At 74.2% G+C, this 17,318-nt stretch carries 6 protein-coding genes; 4 read left to right on the forward strand and 2 right to left on the reverse strand.

All coding sequences use genetic code 11. The features are described 5' to 3' along the window. Window positions 1–16: 16 nt before the first annotated feature. Together GQ466_RS17145 and GQ466_RS17150 are read left to right on the forward strand one after the other, a co-directional pair. Entirely contained in the window at window positions 17–8,485 is an 8,469-nt protein-coding gene (locus tag GQ466_RS17145) for a type I polyketide synthase (protein WP_161103979.1), read from the forward strand. Further along, on the forward strand, window positions 8,482–9,405 hold the full coding sequence (locus tag GQ466_RS17150) for a patatin-like phospholipase family protein (RefSeq protein ID WP_161103980.1): 924 nt from the start codon (window positions 8,482–8,484) through the stop codon (window positions 9,403–9,405). The genes GQ466_RS17145 and GQ466_RS17150 overlap by 4 nt, the downstream gene beginning before the upstream one ends. Before the next feature lie 84 nt (window positions 9,406–9,489). Here the strand turns inward: GQ466_RS17150 and GQ466_RS32830 are convergent, their stop codons facing one another. Further along, window positions 9,490–12,369, reverse strand: a complete 2,880-nt coding sequence (locus tag GQ466_RS32830) for a fibronectin type III domain-containing protein (RefSeq protein ID WP_161103981.1) — start codon at window positions 12,367–12,369, stop codon at window positions 9,490–9,492. Window positions 12,370–13,085: 716 nt separating this feature from the next. On the opposite strand from GQ466_RS32830, the gene GQ466_RS17160 reads away from it, so the two are divergent. Continuing rightward, window positions 13,086–13,994 (forward strand): poly(ethylene terephthalate) hydrolase family protein, encoded by a 909-nt coding sequence (locus tag GQ466_RS17160; protein WP_161103982.1) that lies wholly within the window; start codon window positions 13,086–13,088, stop codon window positions 13,992–13,994. Between the two features lie 7 nt (window positions 13,995–14,001). Here the strand turns inward: GQ466_RS17160 and GQ466_RS17165 are convergent, their stop codons facing one another. Continuing rightward, window positions 14,002–15,483 carry a sigma-70 family RNA polymerase sigma factor gene (locus tag GQ466_RS17165; RefSeq protein WP_161103983.1) on the reverse strand — a complete coding sequence of 494 codons (1,482 nt, stop codon included), beginning with the start codon at window positions 15,481–15,483 and terminating at the stop codon, window positions 14,002–14,004. Window positions 15,484–16,004: 521 nt separating this feature from the next. Here GQ466_RS17165 and GQ466_RS32835 point away from each other — a divergent pair. Next, window positions 16,005–17,282: a PucR family transcriptional regulator gene (locus GQ466_RS32835; protein ID WP_337193515.1), complete on the forward strand. Its 1,278-nt coding sequence runs from the start codon at window positions 16,005–16,007 to the stop codon at window positions 17,280–17,282. The last annotated feature ends 36 nt before the right edge of the window (window positions 17,283–17,318 follow it).

A 17,318-nucleotide genomic window follows, 5' to 3' on the forward strand; every position in this document is an offset into this window, starting at 1 on the left:
CTCCGAAAGGCATGTCATGAACGAGTTCTCCGTAGGACGCCTCGAACTGACCCCGCTGGTGCTGTCGGCCCCCGACGCGGCGGCGCTGCGGGCTTTGGCGGCGACGCTGGCCGACGAGGTCCGCGCGGCCGGGGACCTCGGCGAACTGGCGGCGGACCGCGCCGCGCGGGACGCCGCCGAACGCCACCGGGCCGTCGTCCTCGCGGCGGACCGGACGCGGCTCCTCGACGGACTGGACGCCCTGTCCTCCGGACGCACGGCGCCGTCGCTCGTCACCGGCGCGGCGCCGTCCGCGCGGCGGCCCGTCCTCGTGTTCCCGGGGGCGGGGTGCCAGTGGCCGGGGATGGGCCGGGCGCTGCGGGACGCCTCTCCCCCGTTCGCGCGGCGCCTCAACGCGTGCGAGCGGGCCCTCGGCTCGCCGCCCGAGGTGCCGGACGACGGCGTCGACGTCGTCCAGCCGGCCCTGTTCGCGGTGATGGTCTCCCTCGCCGAGCTGTGGCGGTCGTTCGGCGTCGAGCCCGCGGCCGTGCTCGCGCAGTGCATCGGCGAGCCGGCGGGGGCGTACGCGGGCAGCGCGCTGTCGCTCCGGGACGCGGCGCTGGCCTGCACGGCGATGGCCGAGGCGCAGGCCGGGGTGGCGGCGCTCGGGGACATGGCCGCCGTCCGGCTGGCCGCGCCGGCGCTCGCCGCGAAGCTGAAACGGTGGGGCGGACGGCTGTGGGTCGCGGGCGTCAACGCGCCGGAATGGACGCTGGTCTCCGGCGACCGCGCGGCGCGCGACGAACTCCTCGCCGCCCTTGACGACGAGGGCGTGTTCGCCACGGCCGTCCGGACGGGGGCGCCGACTCACACCGTCCGGCTGGACGGCGCCCGGACGGCGATGCTCGACCGGCTCGCCGCGATCACGCCGCGCGTCGGCCGCGTCCCCTTCCACTCGGCGACCACCGGAACGGAGACCGATGGAGCGCTCCTGGACGCCGGGCACTGGCACCGCTGCGTCCGCGAGCCCGTCCGGTTCGAGGAGGCGACGCGGTCCGCGCTCGCCGACGGTCCGGCCGCGCTGATCGAGAGCGCTCCGCATCCGTCGCTGCTCACGGCGATGCGCGACACGGTCCGGGCGGCGGGCGCGGACGCGGTCGTGCTCGGCTCGGTCGACCGCGACGACGGCGGCCTCGACCAGTTCACCCGCTCGGTCGCGCAGGCGTACTGCCACGGCGTCGCGGTGGACTGGGCCCGGGCGCTCGCCCCCGCCGCCCCCTCAGCGCACGCGACCGTCCACGCGGACCCCGTCCCCGCAGAGCCCGTCCGCGCCGCGACCAAACCCGCCGCAACCGAAGCCGCCGCAACCGAACGCGCCGCGACTGAACGCGCTGTGGCCGAGCCCGCCGTGGCCGAGCCCGCCGCGACCGAACCCGCCGCGACCGAACCCGCCGCAACCGAGCCCGCCGCAACCGAGCCCGCCGCAACCGAGCCCGCCGTGACGGAGCCCGCCGCATCCGAACGCGCCATGGCCGAACCTGCCGCAACCGAACCCGCCGTGACCGAACCTGCCGCAACCGAACGCGCCGAGATCGGGCCCGCCGTGGCTGAACGCGCCGCGACCGAACGCGTCGGGGACGGGGCGGACGGGCCCGGCGAGCCCATCGCGATCCTCGGCATGGCCTGCCGTTTCCCGGGCGGCATCGAGACCCCCGAGCAGTTGTGGGACGCGGTCATTGAGGGCCGCGACCTGATCGGCGGCCTGCCCGACGACCGGGGCTGGGACACTCGGAAGCTGTACGAGCCGGACTCCGGCAAACCGGGCACGTCCTACACCAAGGAAGGCGGCTTCCTCACCGACGCGGCCGAGTTCGACGCCGAGCTGTTCGGGATCAGCCCGCGCGAGGCGACGGCCATGCACCCCCAGCAGCGCATCCTGCTGGAGATCGCGTGGGAGGCGTGCGAGCGCTCGGGCGTGGACCCGCTGTCGCTGCGCGAGACCGACACCGGCGTCTTCATCGGCGCCTTCGCCACCGAGTACGGCCCGCGCATGCACGAGGCCGGCGCCGGATCCTCCGGGTACATGCTGACCGGCGGCACGCTGAGCGTCCTGTCCGGCCGGATCGCCTACGCGCTGGGGCTGATGGGCCCGGCCATGACGATCGACACCGCGTGCTCGTCCTCGCTGACGTCGGTCCACCAGGCCGTCGCGTCGCTGCGGTCGGGCGAATGCTCGCTGGCGTTCGCGGGCGGGGCCAGCGTGCTCGGCACGCCCGGCCTGCTGGTCGACTTCAGCCGCCAGCAGGCCCTGTCGCACGACGGGCACAGCCGCGCGTTCTCCGCCGACGCCGACGGGTTCGGCATGGCCGAGGGCGCCGGGATGCTCCTGCTCGCCCGGCTCTCGGACGCCCGGCGGCTCGGCCGTCCCGTGCTCGGCGTCATCCGGGGCTCGGCGCTCAGCCAGGACGGCGCGAGCGAGGGCCTGGCCGTCCCCGACGCGGGCGCGCAGGAGCTGGCCGTCCGTAGGGCGCTGGAGGACGCGGGCCTCACGGCGGGCGACATCGACCTCGTGGAGGCGCACGGGACGGGCACCAAGGTCGGCGACCCGATCGAGGCCCGCTCCCTGCTGGCCGCCTACGGGCCCGCCGGGCACCCGGTCTTCCTCGGGTCGGTCAAGTCGAACATCGGGCACAGCATGGCCGCCGCGGGCGTCGCCGGGGTCATCAAGGCGGTGCTGGCGCTGCGCCACGGCGTCCTGCCGAAGACGCTGCACGCGGAGCGGCTGAACCCGGACGTGGACTGGTCGCGGGGCGACGTCCGCGTCCTGCGCGAGAACCGGGACTGGCCCCGGACGGACCGGGTCCGCCGGGCGGCCGTGTCGGCGTACGGCATCAGCGGCACCAACGCGCACCTCGTCCTGGAGCAGTCGCCGTCCGAACGGCCCGCCGAGCGGGCGCCCGAGGACGTCCCGGCGCTCCCGTGGGTGCTCACGGCCCGGTCCCCGGCGGCGCTGCGCGCGCAGGCGGAGCGGCTGCTGCGGTACGTGCGGGAGAACCCCGGGGCCCGCGCCGCCGACGTGGGCTGGACGCTCGCGACGTCGCGGGCCCGGCTGGAGCACCGGGGCGTCATCGTCGGCGACCGCGCGGAACTCCTCGACGGCCTGGCGGCGCTGGCGGCCGGTACCGACGCTCCCCAGCTAGTGCGGGGCGCGGACGTCCACGACGCCCACAATGTGTTCGTCTTCCCCGGCCAGGGATCGCAGTGGTCGGGTATGGCCGCCGAACTGCTGGAGCGGTCCCCGGTGTTCGCCCGGCGGATCGCCGAGTGCGCCGAAGCGCTCGCGCCCTACATCGACTGGTCGCTCACCGACGTGCTGCGCGCCGGTGTCCCGGACGACGCGGGGACCGACGTCGTCCAGCCCGCGCTGTTCGCGGTCATGGTGTCGCTGGCCGCCGTGTGGGAGGACCACGGCGTCGTCCCGGACGCGGTGCTCGGGCACAGCCAGGGCGAGATGGCGGCGGCCGTCGTCGCGGGCGCCCTGTCGCTGGCGGACGCCGCCCGCGTGGTGGCCCTGCGCGCCCGGGCGCTGCGCGTGCTGGCCGGGACGGGCGCGATGGCCACCGTCGCGCTGCCGCCCGACGCGGCGGCGGAACGGCTGGACGAACGGCTCTCGGTGGCCGCGATCAACGGCCCCGCCGAGGTCGTGGTCTCCGGCGACACCGACGCCGTCGCGTCCCTGCTGGAAGAACTGGAGGCCGAGGGCGTCTGGGCGCGCCGGATCGCCGTGGACTTCGCGTCGCACTCGGCGCACGTCGAACGGCTCCGCGACCGCCTGCTGGACGACCTGGACGGCGTCCGGCCGAAGACGTCCGACGTCCCCTTCTACTCGACCGTCACCGGCGAACTCCTGGACACCGAAGCCCTGGACGCCGAGTACTGGTTCACCAACCTGCGCAGCCCCGTCCGGTTCGACCCCGCCCTCCGCGCCGCGCTCGCCGCCGGCCACCGGACGCTGATCGAGATCAGCCCGCACCCGATCCTGACGATGGGCATGCAGGAGATCATCGACGACGCCGGGACGGACGCCGTCGCGCTCGGCACGCTGCGGCGCGGGGACGGCGGCCTGCGGCGGTTCCGGCTCGCGGTCGCCGAGGCCGACGCGCACGGCGTCGCCGCGGACTGGTCGCGGGCCTTCGCGGGCACCGCGCCGCGCCTCCTCGACCTGCCGACCTACGCCTTCCAGCACCGGCGCTACTGGCTCGACGCCGACGCCCCGGGCGCGGCCGGCCTGTCCACGGCGGGGCTGGAGGACGCGGGCCATCCGCTGCTCGGCGCCGCGACGGACTTGGCGGGCTCCCAGGTGCTGCTGCTCACCGGATCGGTGTCGCTGCGCACCCACCCCTTCCTGGCCGACCACGCGGTGCACGACGCCGTCGTGTTCCCCGGCACCGCCTTCCTGGAGGTGGCCCTCCAGGCGGCCGACCGGGCCGGGTTCGACGGCGTCGAGGAACTGATCCTGGAAACACCGCTGGTCATTCCCGCCGACGAGCCGGTGCGGCTCCAGGCGACGGTGGACGAGGACGGCACCCTGGAGATCTTCTCCCGGCCGGAGTCCGCCCCGGAATGGACGCGGCACGCCACGGGCGCGGCGGGCGATCCCCCGCCGTCCGACACGGACGACCTGACCGCGTGGCCGCCGTCCGGCGCCGAGCCCGTCCCGCTGGACGGCTTCTACGACCGGGTCGCCGAGCGCGGCTACCAGTACGGTCCGGCCTTCCGCAATCTCCGGGCCGCCTGGTCGCGCGGCGACGAGGTGTTCGCGGAGATCGCGCTCACCGGCGACGCGGAGACCGAGGCGTACGCCCTGCACCCCGCGCTGCTCGACGCGGCGCTGCAGGGGACGCTGCTCGACGCGGCGGACGGGCTGCGGATGCCGCTCTCCTGGCAGGACGTCCGGCTGCACGCCGTCGGCGCGACCGCGCTGCGCGCCCGGCTGGCCCGGACGGGACCCGACACGTTCGAGGTGACGGTCGCCGACGCGGCCGGCCGTCCCGTCCTCACCGTCCGGTCGCTGGCGCTGCGGACCGTGGAGCGGCTGCGGACGACCGGCGCGGGCGGCCTGTTCCGTCTCGACTGGCCCGTCGTGCCGCCGGCGGACCGCACCGCGCCGGACGCCCGGACCTGGGCGCTGGTCGGGGACGAGGAGGCACGCGGCGTCCTGCCCGGAAGCCCGGCCGTCTTCCCCGACGTCGCCGCCCTGCGCGCGTCGGGCGCGCCCGACGTCGCCGTCCTCGTCTGCCCGCGCTCGGGGGCCCACGAGACGGTCGGCCATGTGCTGTCGGAGCTGCGGGAATGGCTGCGCGACGAGCCGCCCGGCGTGCTGGTCGTCCTCACGCGGGGCGCGGTGGCCGTGCATCCGCGCGACGCGGTGACCGACCTCGCGCAGGCGGCGGTCTGGGGCGCGGTCCGGGGCGCGCAGCCCGAGCACCAGGGCCGGCTGGTCCTGATCGACCTGGACGAGGAGACGTCGGTCGCGTCCGCGCTGGACACCGGCGAGCCCCAGATCGCGCTGCGCGGCGGCGCCCTGCACGTCCCGCGCCTGGTCCCGGCCAAGCCGGGCGACGCGCCGGACGAGCGGCCGTGGCGCCTCGACCTGGAGCCGGGCGACCCCGACAGCCTGCGGATCGTCCCGGCGGACGAGACGCCGCTCGGGCCCGGCGAGATCCGGGTGGCCGTGCGCGCCGCCGGGCTGAACTTCCGCGACGTCGCGGTCGCGGGCGGCCTCGTGGAGCGGCACGAGGTCTGGCCGCTCCTGGGCTTCGACGGCGCGGGCGTCGTCGAAGCGACCGGGCCGGGCGTGACGGACGTGGCGCCCGGCGACCGGGTGGCGGGTGCCTTCACCGGCACCACGGCGTTCGCGTCCACGGCGGTCACCGACGCGCGTTTGGTCGTTCCCATCCCGGACGACTGGACGTTCCCGGAGGCCGCGACCGTCCCGGTGGCGTTCCTGACCGCCTGGTACGCGCTCGCCGACCTCGCCGCGCTGCGGCCCGGCGAAGCGGTGCTGATCCACGCCGCGACCGGGGGCGTCGGGCTGGCGGCCGTGCAGATCGCCCGGCACCTCGGCGCCGAGGTCTTCGCCACCGCCTCGCCCGCCAAGCACCCGGCGCTGCGCGCGCTCGGGCTGGACGACGCCCACATCGCCTCGTCCCGCTCGACGGCCTTCGAGCAGCACTTCCGCGCGACCGCCAAGAACGTGGACGTCGTGCTCAACTGCCTCACCGGCGACGTCATCGACGCGGGGCTGCGGCTGCTGGCGCCCGGCGGACGGTTCGTCGAGCTGGGCCGGACCGAGCTGCGCGACGCCGACGCCGTCGCCCGGGAGCATCCGGGCGTCAGCTACGCCGCGTTCGACCTCGGCCTGCTCGATCCCGCCCGGCTGCACGCCCTGTTCGGCGACCTGCGCGGCCTCTTCGAGCAGGACGTCCTGCGTCCGCTGCCGTTCACCGCGTGGGACGTCCGGGACGCCCGGGAGGCGTTCGAGCACATGCGGCGGGCCGGGCACGTCGGGAAGATCGTCCTGACCGTGCCGCGTCGGCCCGACCCCGCCGGGACCGTCCTGATCACCGGCGGCACCGGTGCGCTCGGCGCGCTGACCGCCCGGCACCTCGTCACCGAGCACGGCCTGCGGCACCTGCTGCTGGTCGGCCGCCGGGGGCCGGACGCGCCCGGCGCCGAGGACCTGCGCGCCGAGCTGACCGCGCTCGGCGCCGAGGTCACGATCGCCGCCTGCGACGCGGCGGACCCGGCGGCGCTGCGGCGGCTGCTGGACGGCATTCCCGCCGAGCATCCGCTGACCGCCGTCGTCCACGCGGCGGCCGTGACCGACGACGGCGTCGTGACCGCGCTGACGCCCGGGCAGATCGACCGCGTCCTGCGCCCGAAGGCCGACGCCGCGCTCAACCTGCACCGGCTCACCCGGGGGTCCGACCTGGCCGCGTTCGTGCTCTACTCGTCCGTGGCGTCGGTGGTCAGCACCGGCGGGCAGGCGAACTACTCCGCCGCCAACGCGTTCCTGGACGGCCTGGCGCTGCGGCGCGGTCAGCACGGCCTGCCCGCGACGTCCGTGGCCTGGGGGCTGTGGGAGCGGGCCAGCGAGCTGACCGGACGCCTCGCCGACACCGACCGGGCGCGGCTCGCGCAGAACGGCCAGCTCCCGCTGTCCGACCGGGACGGCCTGGCCCTGCTGGACGCCGCGCTCGCCGACGGCGGGCCGTTCTTCGTCGGGGCGCGCCTCGACGCGGGCGCGCTCGCCGGGCGGCCCGAGGACGGGGTGCCCGCCGTGCTCCGCCGTCTCGTCCGTCCGGCGCGGGCGAAGGCGAGCACGCGTCCCGCCGAGACCGACCCGGCGCCGCTCGGCGAACGGCTCGCCGCGCTCCCGGCGGACGACCGGGTCCGCGAACTGCTGGGCGTCGTCCGCGCGCAGGCGGCGTCCGTGCTCGGGCACAGCCGGGCGGACGAGATCGACGCCGACCGGCGGTTCCGGGAGATGGGGTTCGACTCGCTCATGGCGGTCCAGCTCCGCAACCACATGAACCGGCTGACCGAGCTGAAGCTGCCGACGACCCTGGTCTTCGACCACCCGACGCCGCTCGCGCTGGCCCGCGAGATCGACGTCCGGCTCGCGGAACGGTCGGGCGGGCCGGCGCCCGCCGATGACGGCACCGCGCGTCTGCGGCGCCTCGGCGACGAAAAGGTGGACCCTGACGAAAAAGTGGCCCTGCTGCGGGAAATCCTCGGCGCCCGCGAATCCGGAGGCGATAACGGGGACCTCGCCGTCCGGCCGGTGCGCCTTTCCACGGGGGACGCCGTGCCGCGTTTGTTCTGCCTGCCGTCGATCCTCGCGCCCGCGGAACCCGACCAGTACGGCGAATTCGCCAGGTTCTTCCGGGGACACCGCGACGTTCTCGCCCTCACCCTGCCGGGCTTCTCCGACGGCGAGCCGCTTCCCGCGACGGTGGACGCTTTCGGCCGTGCGGCGGCCCGCGCGGTGCTCGCCGAGGCGGGCGACGCTCCGTTCGTTCTCGTCGGGCATTCGTCCGGCGCGTGGCTCGCGCACGCCGTCGCCGAACAATGCGAGAAGGACGGACGTTCCCCCGCCGGACTCGTTCTCCTGGACCCCGTCGACATCGGCTGGAACGACCTCCGCGCCATGGTCGGGACCGCCGATCGCCTCTGGGCGCGGATGGACCTTCTTCCGCTGCTCGACGACGCGAACGTGTCCGCCATGATGCGCTACGCGGAACTGTTCGGCGAATGGACGCCGGGCGCTCTCTCCTGTCCCGTTCTCGCGTTGCGGGCCGAGGAGTCCATGCCCGGCGCGGACGCCGGCTGGGCGCGTCCCGGGCGCACGGACCGGACGCCCGGCGACCACCTGACCATGATGACGACCCGGGCCGCCACGACGGCGCGGGCCGCCGAGACGTGGCTGCGGGATCCGGCATGAGCCCGGCCGATCTCGCGGAGAAGGTGGAACAGCCGTCCGGGCCGGTCGCGTTCGTCCTCAGCGGCGGCGGCAAGATGGCGAGCACCGAGCTGGGCATGCTGGCCGCGCTGGCCGAGGCGGAGATCCGGCCCGACATGGTCCTCGGCAGCTCCGCAGGTGCGATCATCGGCGCGGCGTTCGCCGACCGTCCCGGCGCCCTCGGTTCGGTGTACGACTGCTGGACCGAGATCCTCACCGCCCCGGCCCTGAAATGGACGATCCCGCACGCCACGGCCAGGCTGATTTCGGCGAGCGCGCGGGCCAGGGCGCAGGATTGCCTGCGGTCGATCGTGGAGCGGCACATCAAGGCCCGCACGTTCGACGAACTGGCGGTGCATTTCGAGTGCAACGCCATCGAGATGCGCAGCGTGCGCGAGCACTGGTTCGATTCCGGGCCGCTCGTCCCGGCGCTGCTCTCCGCCGGGGCCGCGCCCGGGATGGTGGCGCACACGAGGATCGGCGGTGAGCGTTATATCGACGGGGGATTCGTCGATCCCGTGCCCGTCGACCGGGCCGTTCGGCTGGGTGCCCGGACCGTCTACGTCCTCCAGGCGTCCGACTTCGGCGAGACGCCCCACTTCCCGCGCACGTTCTGGGAGGCGGGGTTCGCGGAAGGGAGCTTTCGTTTCGTCTTCGAAAAGCTCCTGCGCGACCTTCCGGACGGCGTCGAAGTGCATCTCCTGCCCCTCGGACGCCGCCGCACCCCGCACGGCCTGGACATGATCCGCCGGATCTACGGCTTCGACACGGCGGAGGCCGGACGCGAGGGCGAGCACTACATGGAGGCGGCCTACCAGGCCACGGCCGCCTATCTCCGGCTGGAAGGCCAGATCGGCAGGTCGGCCCGCAAGAGGGTCGGCGGCCACCGGCCCGCCACGTGAAAGACCGGGGAAGCGGAAGCCCCCGCCGCCGCTGGACGCGGCGACGGGGGCTCCGTCTTATTGCTGGTCAGCCGTGACCGGGGGTCACTTCTTGACGGCCTTCAGGGTGACGGTGTTGCCCGGGCCCGCGGCGATCGCGCTGATCAGCGGGTTCAGGAAACCGCAGCCCTTGAGGGCGGGCAGCGTGTACGTGCCCTTCAGGTCGCCGCCGGCGGCGCCGAAGTTGGACGACTGCAGCGGGATGGTGGCCGGAGCGGTCGTCTGGCAGGTCGGGCTGCCGATCTCGAAGCCGAAGACCTTGATCGAGGTCAGTTTGACGACCGTCGAGGTCGTGGTCTTCAGCGTGCTGCCGGACAGGGTGCCGGTCGTCTTGCCCTGCGGGGCGTAGGCGACGTCGACCGTGCCGGGCAGGAAGCCGAACAGCGAGAACTTGCCCGCGCTCGGGTTGAGCTTCAGGTCGCCGGTGACCTTGCCGCCGGTGATCGTCGTGGCGACGCTGCCGGTCAGCGGGATCGTCGCGTTGACGCCCTTGACGAGGGACGAACCGGCCAGCGTGTAGGTGACGTCGCCGCCGGTCGGCGGAGCCTTCACCGTGACCTCGACGGGCGTGCTCTGCGCCGACTCGTTGCCGGCCTTGTCCGCGGCCGAGACCGTGAACGAGTACTTGCCCGCCGCCAGACCGCTGATGGTCTTGCTGGTGCCGGTCACCAGGCCGGGAAGCTTGGTCCCGTTCTGGTAGACGTAGTAGCCGGCCAGGCCGGAGCCGCCGTCCTCGTCCTTGGACGCGGACCAGGTCAGCGCGACGCTCGTGTCGGTCGCGGTGCCCTTGACGTCACCCGGAACCGAGGGCTTCGTCGTGTCGGTCTTGGCCTGGGTCTTGGCGTCGACCGACGCGGCCGTGCCGTCGCCCGCGGCGTTGCTCGGGGTGACCGTGACCTTGTACGCGGTGTTCGCGGTCAGGCCCTTGATCGTGTACGTGGTGTCGGCCGTCTCCGCGGAGCCGCCGTTCCACGCGATCTTGTACTTGGCGGCACCGGTGCTCTGGTCCCACTTGACCGTGACCGAGTCGAAGGTCGTGCCGACGACCGTCAGGCCCTTGAGGTCCGCCGGCTTCTGGGGCGTGTCCTCCTGGGTCTTGGCGTCGACCTTGGCCGCGTCACCGGAGCCCTGCTTGTTCACGCCGTTCACCGAGAAGGTGTACGGGGTGTTCGGGGTCAGGCCACTGATCGTCGCGGTGGTGCCCGTCGGGACGTCCTGGGTCTTGGCGCCGTACTTCACGACGTAGGACTCGGCGCCCTCGGCGGCGTTCCACTTCAGCGACACCGACGTGGACGTCGTGCTGGTGACCTGGAGACCCGTGACCGGGCCCGGCTTCGTCGCCGCCGCGGGGGTGTCGAACTCGGCCGAGCTCTTGTCGGACTTGTTGCCGGCCTTGTCGACCGCCTCGACCTCGAGCTTGTAGTGCTTGCCCGCCTCGAGACCGGTCAGCGCCGCCTTCGGGTCGGTGACGGTGTCACCGAACTTGGTGCCGTTGAGGTACACGTTGTACCCGGCGAGGCCCGAGCCGCCGTCCTCGTCCTTCGAGGCGCCCCAGGTCGCGTTCGCCGTGGTGCCGGTGATGTCGGCCACGGCCGGCTTGCCCGGAACGGTCGGCGCCGTCGTGTCGCCCGGCTGCGTCCCGCCACCGGTGATCTTGAAGGTGTGGATGATGTTGTTCTGCCCGGTCGGAGCGGCGGGGCCGTCCAGCGTGCAGGGGACCTGGAACGGCTTGCCGCCCGCGTTCAGGTCGGGGTGCGGGTTGCCGTCCTTGTCGCGCAGGATGACGAACAGGTCGAGACGCTGCACGCCCATCTTGCCCTCGCCGGCCTTGGAGAAGACCAGCGGCGGGGCGGTGCCCAGCAGGCCCTTGATCGGGAGCGCGCCCGACTCGGGAACCGGGATCTTGGCGATCGGCAGCTTCAGCTTCGCCGCCAGCGGGGTCTGACCGTTCTGGATCTCCGGCGCCCACAGGTTGGCCGTCGCGATCGCGTAGCCCTCAAGCGAGGCCGCGGGCGGGTCGATGACCGTCTGCATCGCGTTGACCGTGTACGCGTTGACCTCGGCGTCCGAAGTGACCTTCATCTCCGGGGTCAGCGTGTTGGCGTGGATGTCCTCCGGGTACGGCAGGCTCGCGTCGACCTTCAGGCCCTGCGGCTTGATGATCGGGAACTTGCACGAGAACACCAGGCCGCTGAGCTTGCCGTCGACCGGCTTGTGGTCGTCGGCCTTCGGCTCGGGCGCGGGCGGAACGTCCCAGTTCACGACCGGAGGCGTGCCGGGGTTCTCCGACCCCTCCTTGACGTAGATCGCCGCGATCTGGTTGTTCTGGCCGGCCTTCTGGTAGCACTGGACGTCGAACTCGCCCAGCGCCGTCAGCTCGCCCGCGGCGTTCTTCGGCGCCACGTGCAGCTTCAGGTTGCCGACGTTGACGCGGCCCCAGCCCTTGGTGTTCGGCGCGGTGATCGCCTTCGGCGTCTTGCCGTTCACCGACAGCGGGAACGCCCCGTCGTCGGGAACGCTCGTCTTCGGGATGGGGAGGTCGCCCGTCAGCACCTCCTTGTGGCCGTCGGGCCACGTCCCCTGGACCTCCGCGGTCGCCGAGCCCTCCAGGGACTTGGCGTCCATCGCGAACAGGCCCTTGGTGGTCGCGGCGCTCACGGTGTCGACGGTCTCGATGGGGAGCGGGTCGACCGTCTGACCGAACGACACGGTGTCGGGGATGCCCGTCACCTTGACCTTCACCGTCAGGTCCTGGGCGCCGATCATCGGGTAGACGCAGCGGTAGTTGAGCGTCAGCTCACCGTGCGGCACGTCCGCCGAGGCGGACGGCGCCGCCCCGAAGGCGACGGCACCGGAGAAGGCGGTGGCCGCCGCCGCGATGACCGCGACGACCCTGCCCCTTCGTGCTCGTGAAGTCGAACTCACCGTTTATCTCTCTCCTGTGATTGACGGACCAGGGCTCGCACCGCGTGGAGCTCACTTCGACGGCGGGAGCGTGCACGCCCGATGACCGCTCAGGCGCTCTCCCCGCCGAAGGCGACGGGGGTCACCGGATCGGGAGGCGAAGGCGGCGGGAACGCCGTTCAGCGGGCCGCGGGTTCTCCGGCGCGGCGATCGGGCAGGTCGCGGGCACCGGTGCCGCGTTTTTCCCGGTCCCCGTTTTCTTGGGATTCACGCCACGCCTTTCTGAATCGAAAAGAACCCGTCGGGCGTGTGGGGCACGCCCGACTGCCGGGCCGTTCTCGGAAAGATCGAGGGAATCACCCGGGCGGGGGTCGATGGCGGGTCGCACCGGCTCTCGTCGAGCCGTTTCCTCCGACGTTTCGTGGACGTAAACTACTGCCTGACGAGTCCAACGTCATCGTACGGCTGTGACAAGTTTCACCCCCCAGGGGCTCACTCGAAGCCCAATTCTCCGAGCGCATGTCCGCAGCGCAGCGAAGCCTAGGCGGACAGTGCGGACGCGCGGGCGCGGAGGGCCGCGTCCCGCCGGAAGCGGGGCCGACCGGCAGGGTCCCGTCCGGCCCGCGGCGCGCCCGCGGAGATCATCCCCGGGCGGGCGCGGCGGCCGTTGACGAGAGAACTCGCAGGCAACAGAATCTACTCGCCATTTTGGTCTGGTCCCGAAAGCTGGAGTATTGATGAAGTCGGTTCCGCGCAGGCTGGCGGCGATTCCCGTCGTGTTGACCCTCGGTGCGGCGGCGGCCCTCGCGGTGGCGTCCACGGGCGGGCCCACCACGAGCGTCGCGCGCCCGGTCGCCGCCGTGTCGTACGCGCGCGGACCCGCCCCCACGCTGTCCGGCATCCGCGCCCAGCGCGGCCCGTTCACCTACTCCACCGTGACCGTCACGGCCGGCCAGGCGGGGGGCGCGTTCGGCGGCGGGACGATCTACTACCCCGACGACACGAGCCAGGGCACGTTCGGCGGCGTCGCCGCCGTGCCCGGCTACAAGAGCAGCGAGAAGGCCGTCGCCTGGCTGGGGCCGCGCCTGGCCTCGCAGGGGTTCGTCGTTTTCACCATCGCGACGAACAGCCTCACCAACCAGCCCACCGCACGCGGTCAGCAGCTCCTCGCCGCGCTGAACTACCTCACCGGCAAGTCCCCGGCCGCCGTCCGGCAGCGCCTGGACCCGAAGCGCCTCGCCGTGACCGGCCACTCGATGGGCGGTGGCGGCACCCTTTACGCCGCCTGGAAACGACCGAGCCTGAAGGCCGCGATTCCCCTCGCGCCCTGGCACACCACCAAGAACTGGTCGGGGATCACCGTCCCCACCCTGGTCCAGGGCGGGACGCAGGACACCACCGCGCCGGTCGGCACCTTCGCCAAGCCGATCTACCGGAGCCTCACGAGCGCCCGCGAGCGCGCCTACGCCGAGATCGCGAACGCCGTCCACGGCACCTTCGCCCGCGGGAATCCGCTCATCGGCGAACTCGAAGTCGCCTGGCTGAAGCGCTTCGTGGACGACGACGCCCGCTATGAGCAGTTCCTGTGCCCCGCCCCCACCGACTCCGGGCTCACCGCGTACCGCGACTCCTGCCCGTCGTCCTAGAGCGGGCTCAGGTGCGTCCGACGAGGAGGGAGCACCAGGTGGCGCCCTGCGCGCCGCGGGCGCAGGCGGCGCCGATGGCGCGGGTGTCGGGTGAGCGCGCCACGCTGCCGGCGGGCGCCTGGGGGCCGAACCAGCGGGTCGCGGCGGCCACGGGGTCGATGCCGCCCGAGCTGTAGGCCCCCGACCAGGTCGGGTAGCCGTAGCGGGTCGCCATCGTCTGGGTCTGGGCCTGGACGGTGCCGGTCCGCGCCATTTCCAGCGCCTGGTCGGCGGCGGCGCGGTTGAGGCGGTCGTCGGTGCGCAGGGGCGGGACGCCGTTGGCGGTGCGTCCCCGGTTGGCGGCGGCGATCATGCTCCGGCCGTCCTGGATCGCGCGCCGCTGCGCGTCCGTGGCGCCTGCGGTGGGTCTGGGCTTGGGCGCCGTGCGGGCGGGCGGCGTGGACGGCGCGGGCGTCGTGATGGCGGTCTGGCCGCGGATCGGTTCGGCCATGACGTCGCCGGTCGCTCCCGGGGGGCGGGGTCGGCGGGTCTGGGACGGGTCGGGCTGCGCGGTGGCGGCGGCGGGCGGGTCGTGCCGGGGCGCCGGACCGTCGGGCCCGTTCAGCGCGATCACGATCGGGACGGTGACCAGCGCGACGCCCGCCGTCCCCGCCACGGCTGCGCCCGGAAGCGACACCAGCTTGTGCAGCAGTCCGGCCTTGGCGGCCACCGCGCCCGTCACCGCCGCCCCGGACTTGCCGACGAGCGCCGGCAGCAGCACGGCGGGCAGCAGCGCGGCGCGCAGGTACCGGTCCAGGTCGATCAGCTCGGCGTAGACGGCCCGGCAGTGCGCGCAGTCGTCCAGATGCGCGCGCAGCCTGCGCGAATCGCGCTGCCTGCGGACGGCGCGGGCGAGGAGCTTGGCGTACCCCGCGCACGTGGTCGCGGCGTGCAACGCCAAGTAGGCCTCGCGCAGACTCTCGCGGGCGCGGAACACCAGCACGTTGAGATGGTTCTGCGTCGTCCCCAGCGCGGCGGCGACCTGCGCGCGCGGCTCCTCCTCCACGATCGTGTGCCACAGCACCGTCTGCTCGCGCACCGGCAGCGCCCGGAACGCCGCGCTGATCAGCGACCGGTCCTCCGCACGCGCCGCGTGCTCGTCCGGCCCCGTGCCGGTGTCCGCCGGACGGCCTGCGGACTCGGCCAGGTCGGCGATGTCGTCCGACGGCACCGCACGCCGCTGGGCCCGCGCCCAGTCCGCCGCCAGGTTCCGCACCGCCGCATACAAATACGGCCGCCACGCACCGTCCGGGCCCCCGCCCCGCCGGACGGCCTGAAGCGTCCGCGTGAACGCCTCACTGGCCAGATCCTCGGCCGTATGCCGATCCCGGCACAACGCCTGCGCGTACGCCAGCATCGCCGAGTGGTGCCGCAGGAACACCTCCGCGACGGCCTGCTCGTCGCCCGCCCGCACCCGCTCCGCCAGATCCGCACCGACCGCCTCGATCATGTTCAGGCTCCCTCCCCGGAGACGAACATCGCTGGCCGCGCCCCCGCGCAACGGCGACCGAAATCCCGAAGGTGAAACGTTTTCGCGGCCCTGCGCGGACGTGGGCGACGGAAAGGGACGCGTTCCGTCCCGCGGCGATCACGGAGCACCGAGGATGCCCCCGCCGCACCCGCCCGGCAATGCACTGTTCGCGCGCTCTCCGCGCGTTCGCTCGTGCTCACGTGACAACGCCGGCGCGGAACCGGACGAAGAAATTCCGCGCGGCCCTGTAATCCGGCCGCCGCGCCGACGTCTTCTCCGCGACGGTTCACACGCGCACGCCGAAAGGACCTCGCCATGTCCCCGCGCCCCAGACCGAGTTCCGCCGCGACGTTCCGCGCGGTCGCCCGCCCCGCTCCCCGGACGGTCGCGGCCGTGGAGGGGCCGCGCTTCCGGAGGCGCGTCGCGACATGCGCCGGTCCGCGCGAGCGATGAGCGACCGATCGAGCGTCCCGCGAGCGGACGCGCACGGACCCACTGCCGTGCCACGGTTCGACACGCGTCCGTTCGAGGCGATCCGCCCCGGCCTTCTCGACCGGATACGCCCGTACGTCGCGCTGATCGCCGAGGAACTGGCGGCCGATCCGCAGGCCGACGCCGTGAGCGCGGAGGCGCGCGCCTGGGCCGCCGAGAGCCTGCGGCTGTTCGAGACGCTCACCCGAGACCCCGGCCGCGCCTGGCCGCGCGTCGCCGCGACCTACCGCGAGATCGGCCACGGCGTGGCGCTGCGCGGCCTGGACCTCGGCGACCTGCACACCGCGCTGCACCGGGGCGCGCGCGCCGTCTGGCGCGCGCTCGTCCCGGTGGCCGAGTCGCTCGACCTCGACGGCGCCGCGCTCGGCGCCATCGCCGAAGCCCAGTTCGCCTACCTCGACGCCGTCCTCGCCGAGGCCGCCGCCGGGCACGCCGCCGCGCGGACGGGCGCCCACGAGCTGCTGCACCGCCGGCGCGTCCGGCTGGTCGGGCGGCTCCTGGACGGCGCCGACCCGCGGACCCTGCCGGAGGCGGCGCGCGCGGCGGACTGGCGCGTCCCCGCCGCCGCGGCGGCCGTGCTGCTGCACCCGCGCGCCGCCGAGCCGCGCCCGCTCCTGCTCCCGCCCGACGTGCTGGTCGACCCGGCGCTGCCCGAGCCGCGCCTGATCGTCCCCGACCCCGACGGCGGCGCCCGCGCCCGGCAGCTCCGGGCGCTGCTCAAGGAGTGGATCGTCGTGCAGGGGCCGGCGCTGCCGGTCCCCCGGCTGCCCGAGTCGCTGACGTGGGCGCGGCGCGCGCTGGACCTCGTCCGGCGCGGCAAGATCGCCGCGGACGGCGTGGTGCGCTGCATGGACCACGTCCCGCTGCTGGTGGTCTTCGCCGCCGAGGACCTGCTCGACCACGCGGCCGACCTCCGGCTCGCCCCGCTCGCCGGCCTTCCGCCCGCCCAGGCCGACCGGCTCGCGCGGACGCTGCTGGTCCTGCTGGAATGCAATTTCAACGCGACAGAGGCCGGGGTCCGGCTCTGCGTCCATCCGCAGACCATCCGGTTCCGGCTGCGGCGCCTGGAAGAACTGCTCGGCACCGACCTCCACGATCCGCGCGGCTGCCTCGAACTGGAAATGATCCTGCGCGCCCGGTACGGCGAACCCGCGGGGAGCGACAGCGCGAAACTCGTCCGGCCGCGCACGGGAAACACCCGGACGCCGCCCGCCCGCAACGCGCTGCGAACACAACACCCGTTCGGCGCGGGCCATGCGACGACGCTGTCCGCCGGAATCTCATGACCGCACGCCCTTTCCTGAAAACCCACCCGACAGGAG

Source organism: Actinomadura rayongensis, from assembly GCF_009831215.1.
GTDB classification, from domain to species: Bacteria; Actinomycetota; Actinomycetes; order Streptosporangiales; family Streptosporangiaceae; genus Spirillospora; species Spirillospora rayongensis.

What these genes read in the sequence shown, in the direction of transcription:
- GQ466_RS17145 (WP_161103979.1), top strand. Translation starts at nt 17, where the DNA reads ATGAACGAGTTCTCCGTAGGACGCCTCGAACTGACCCCGCTGGTGCTG.
- GQ466_RS17150 (WP_161103980.1), top strand. Translation starts at nt 8,482, where the DNA reads ATGAGCCCGGCCGATCTCGCGGAGAAGGTGGAACAGCCGTCCGGGCCG.
- GQ466_RS17160 (WP_161103982.1), top strand. Translation starts at nt 13,086, where the DNA reads ATGAAGTCGGTTCCGCGCAGGCTGGCGGCGATTCCCGTCGTGTTGACC.
- GQ466_RS17165 (WP_161103983.1), bottom strand. Translation starts at nt 15,483, where the DNA reads ATGATCGAGGCGGTCGGTGCGGATCTGGCGGAGCGGGTGCGGGCGGGC.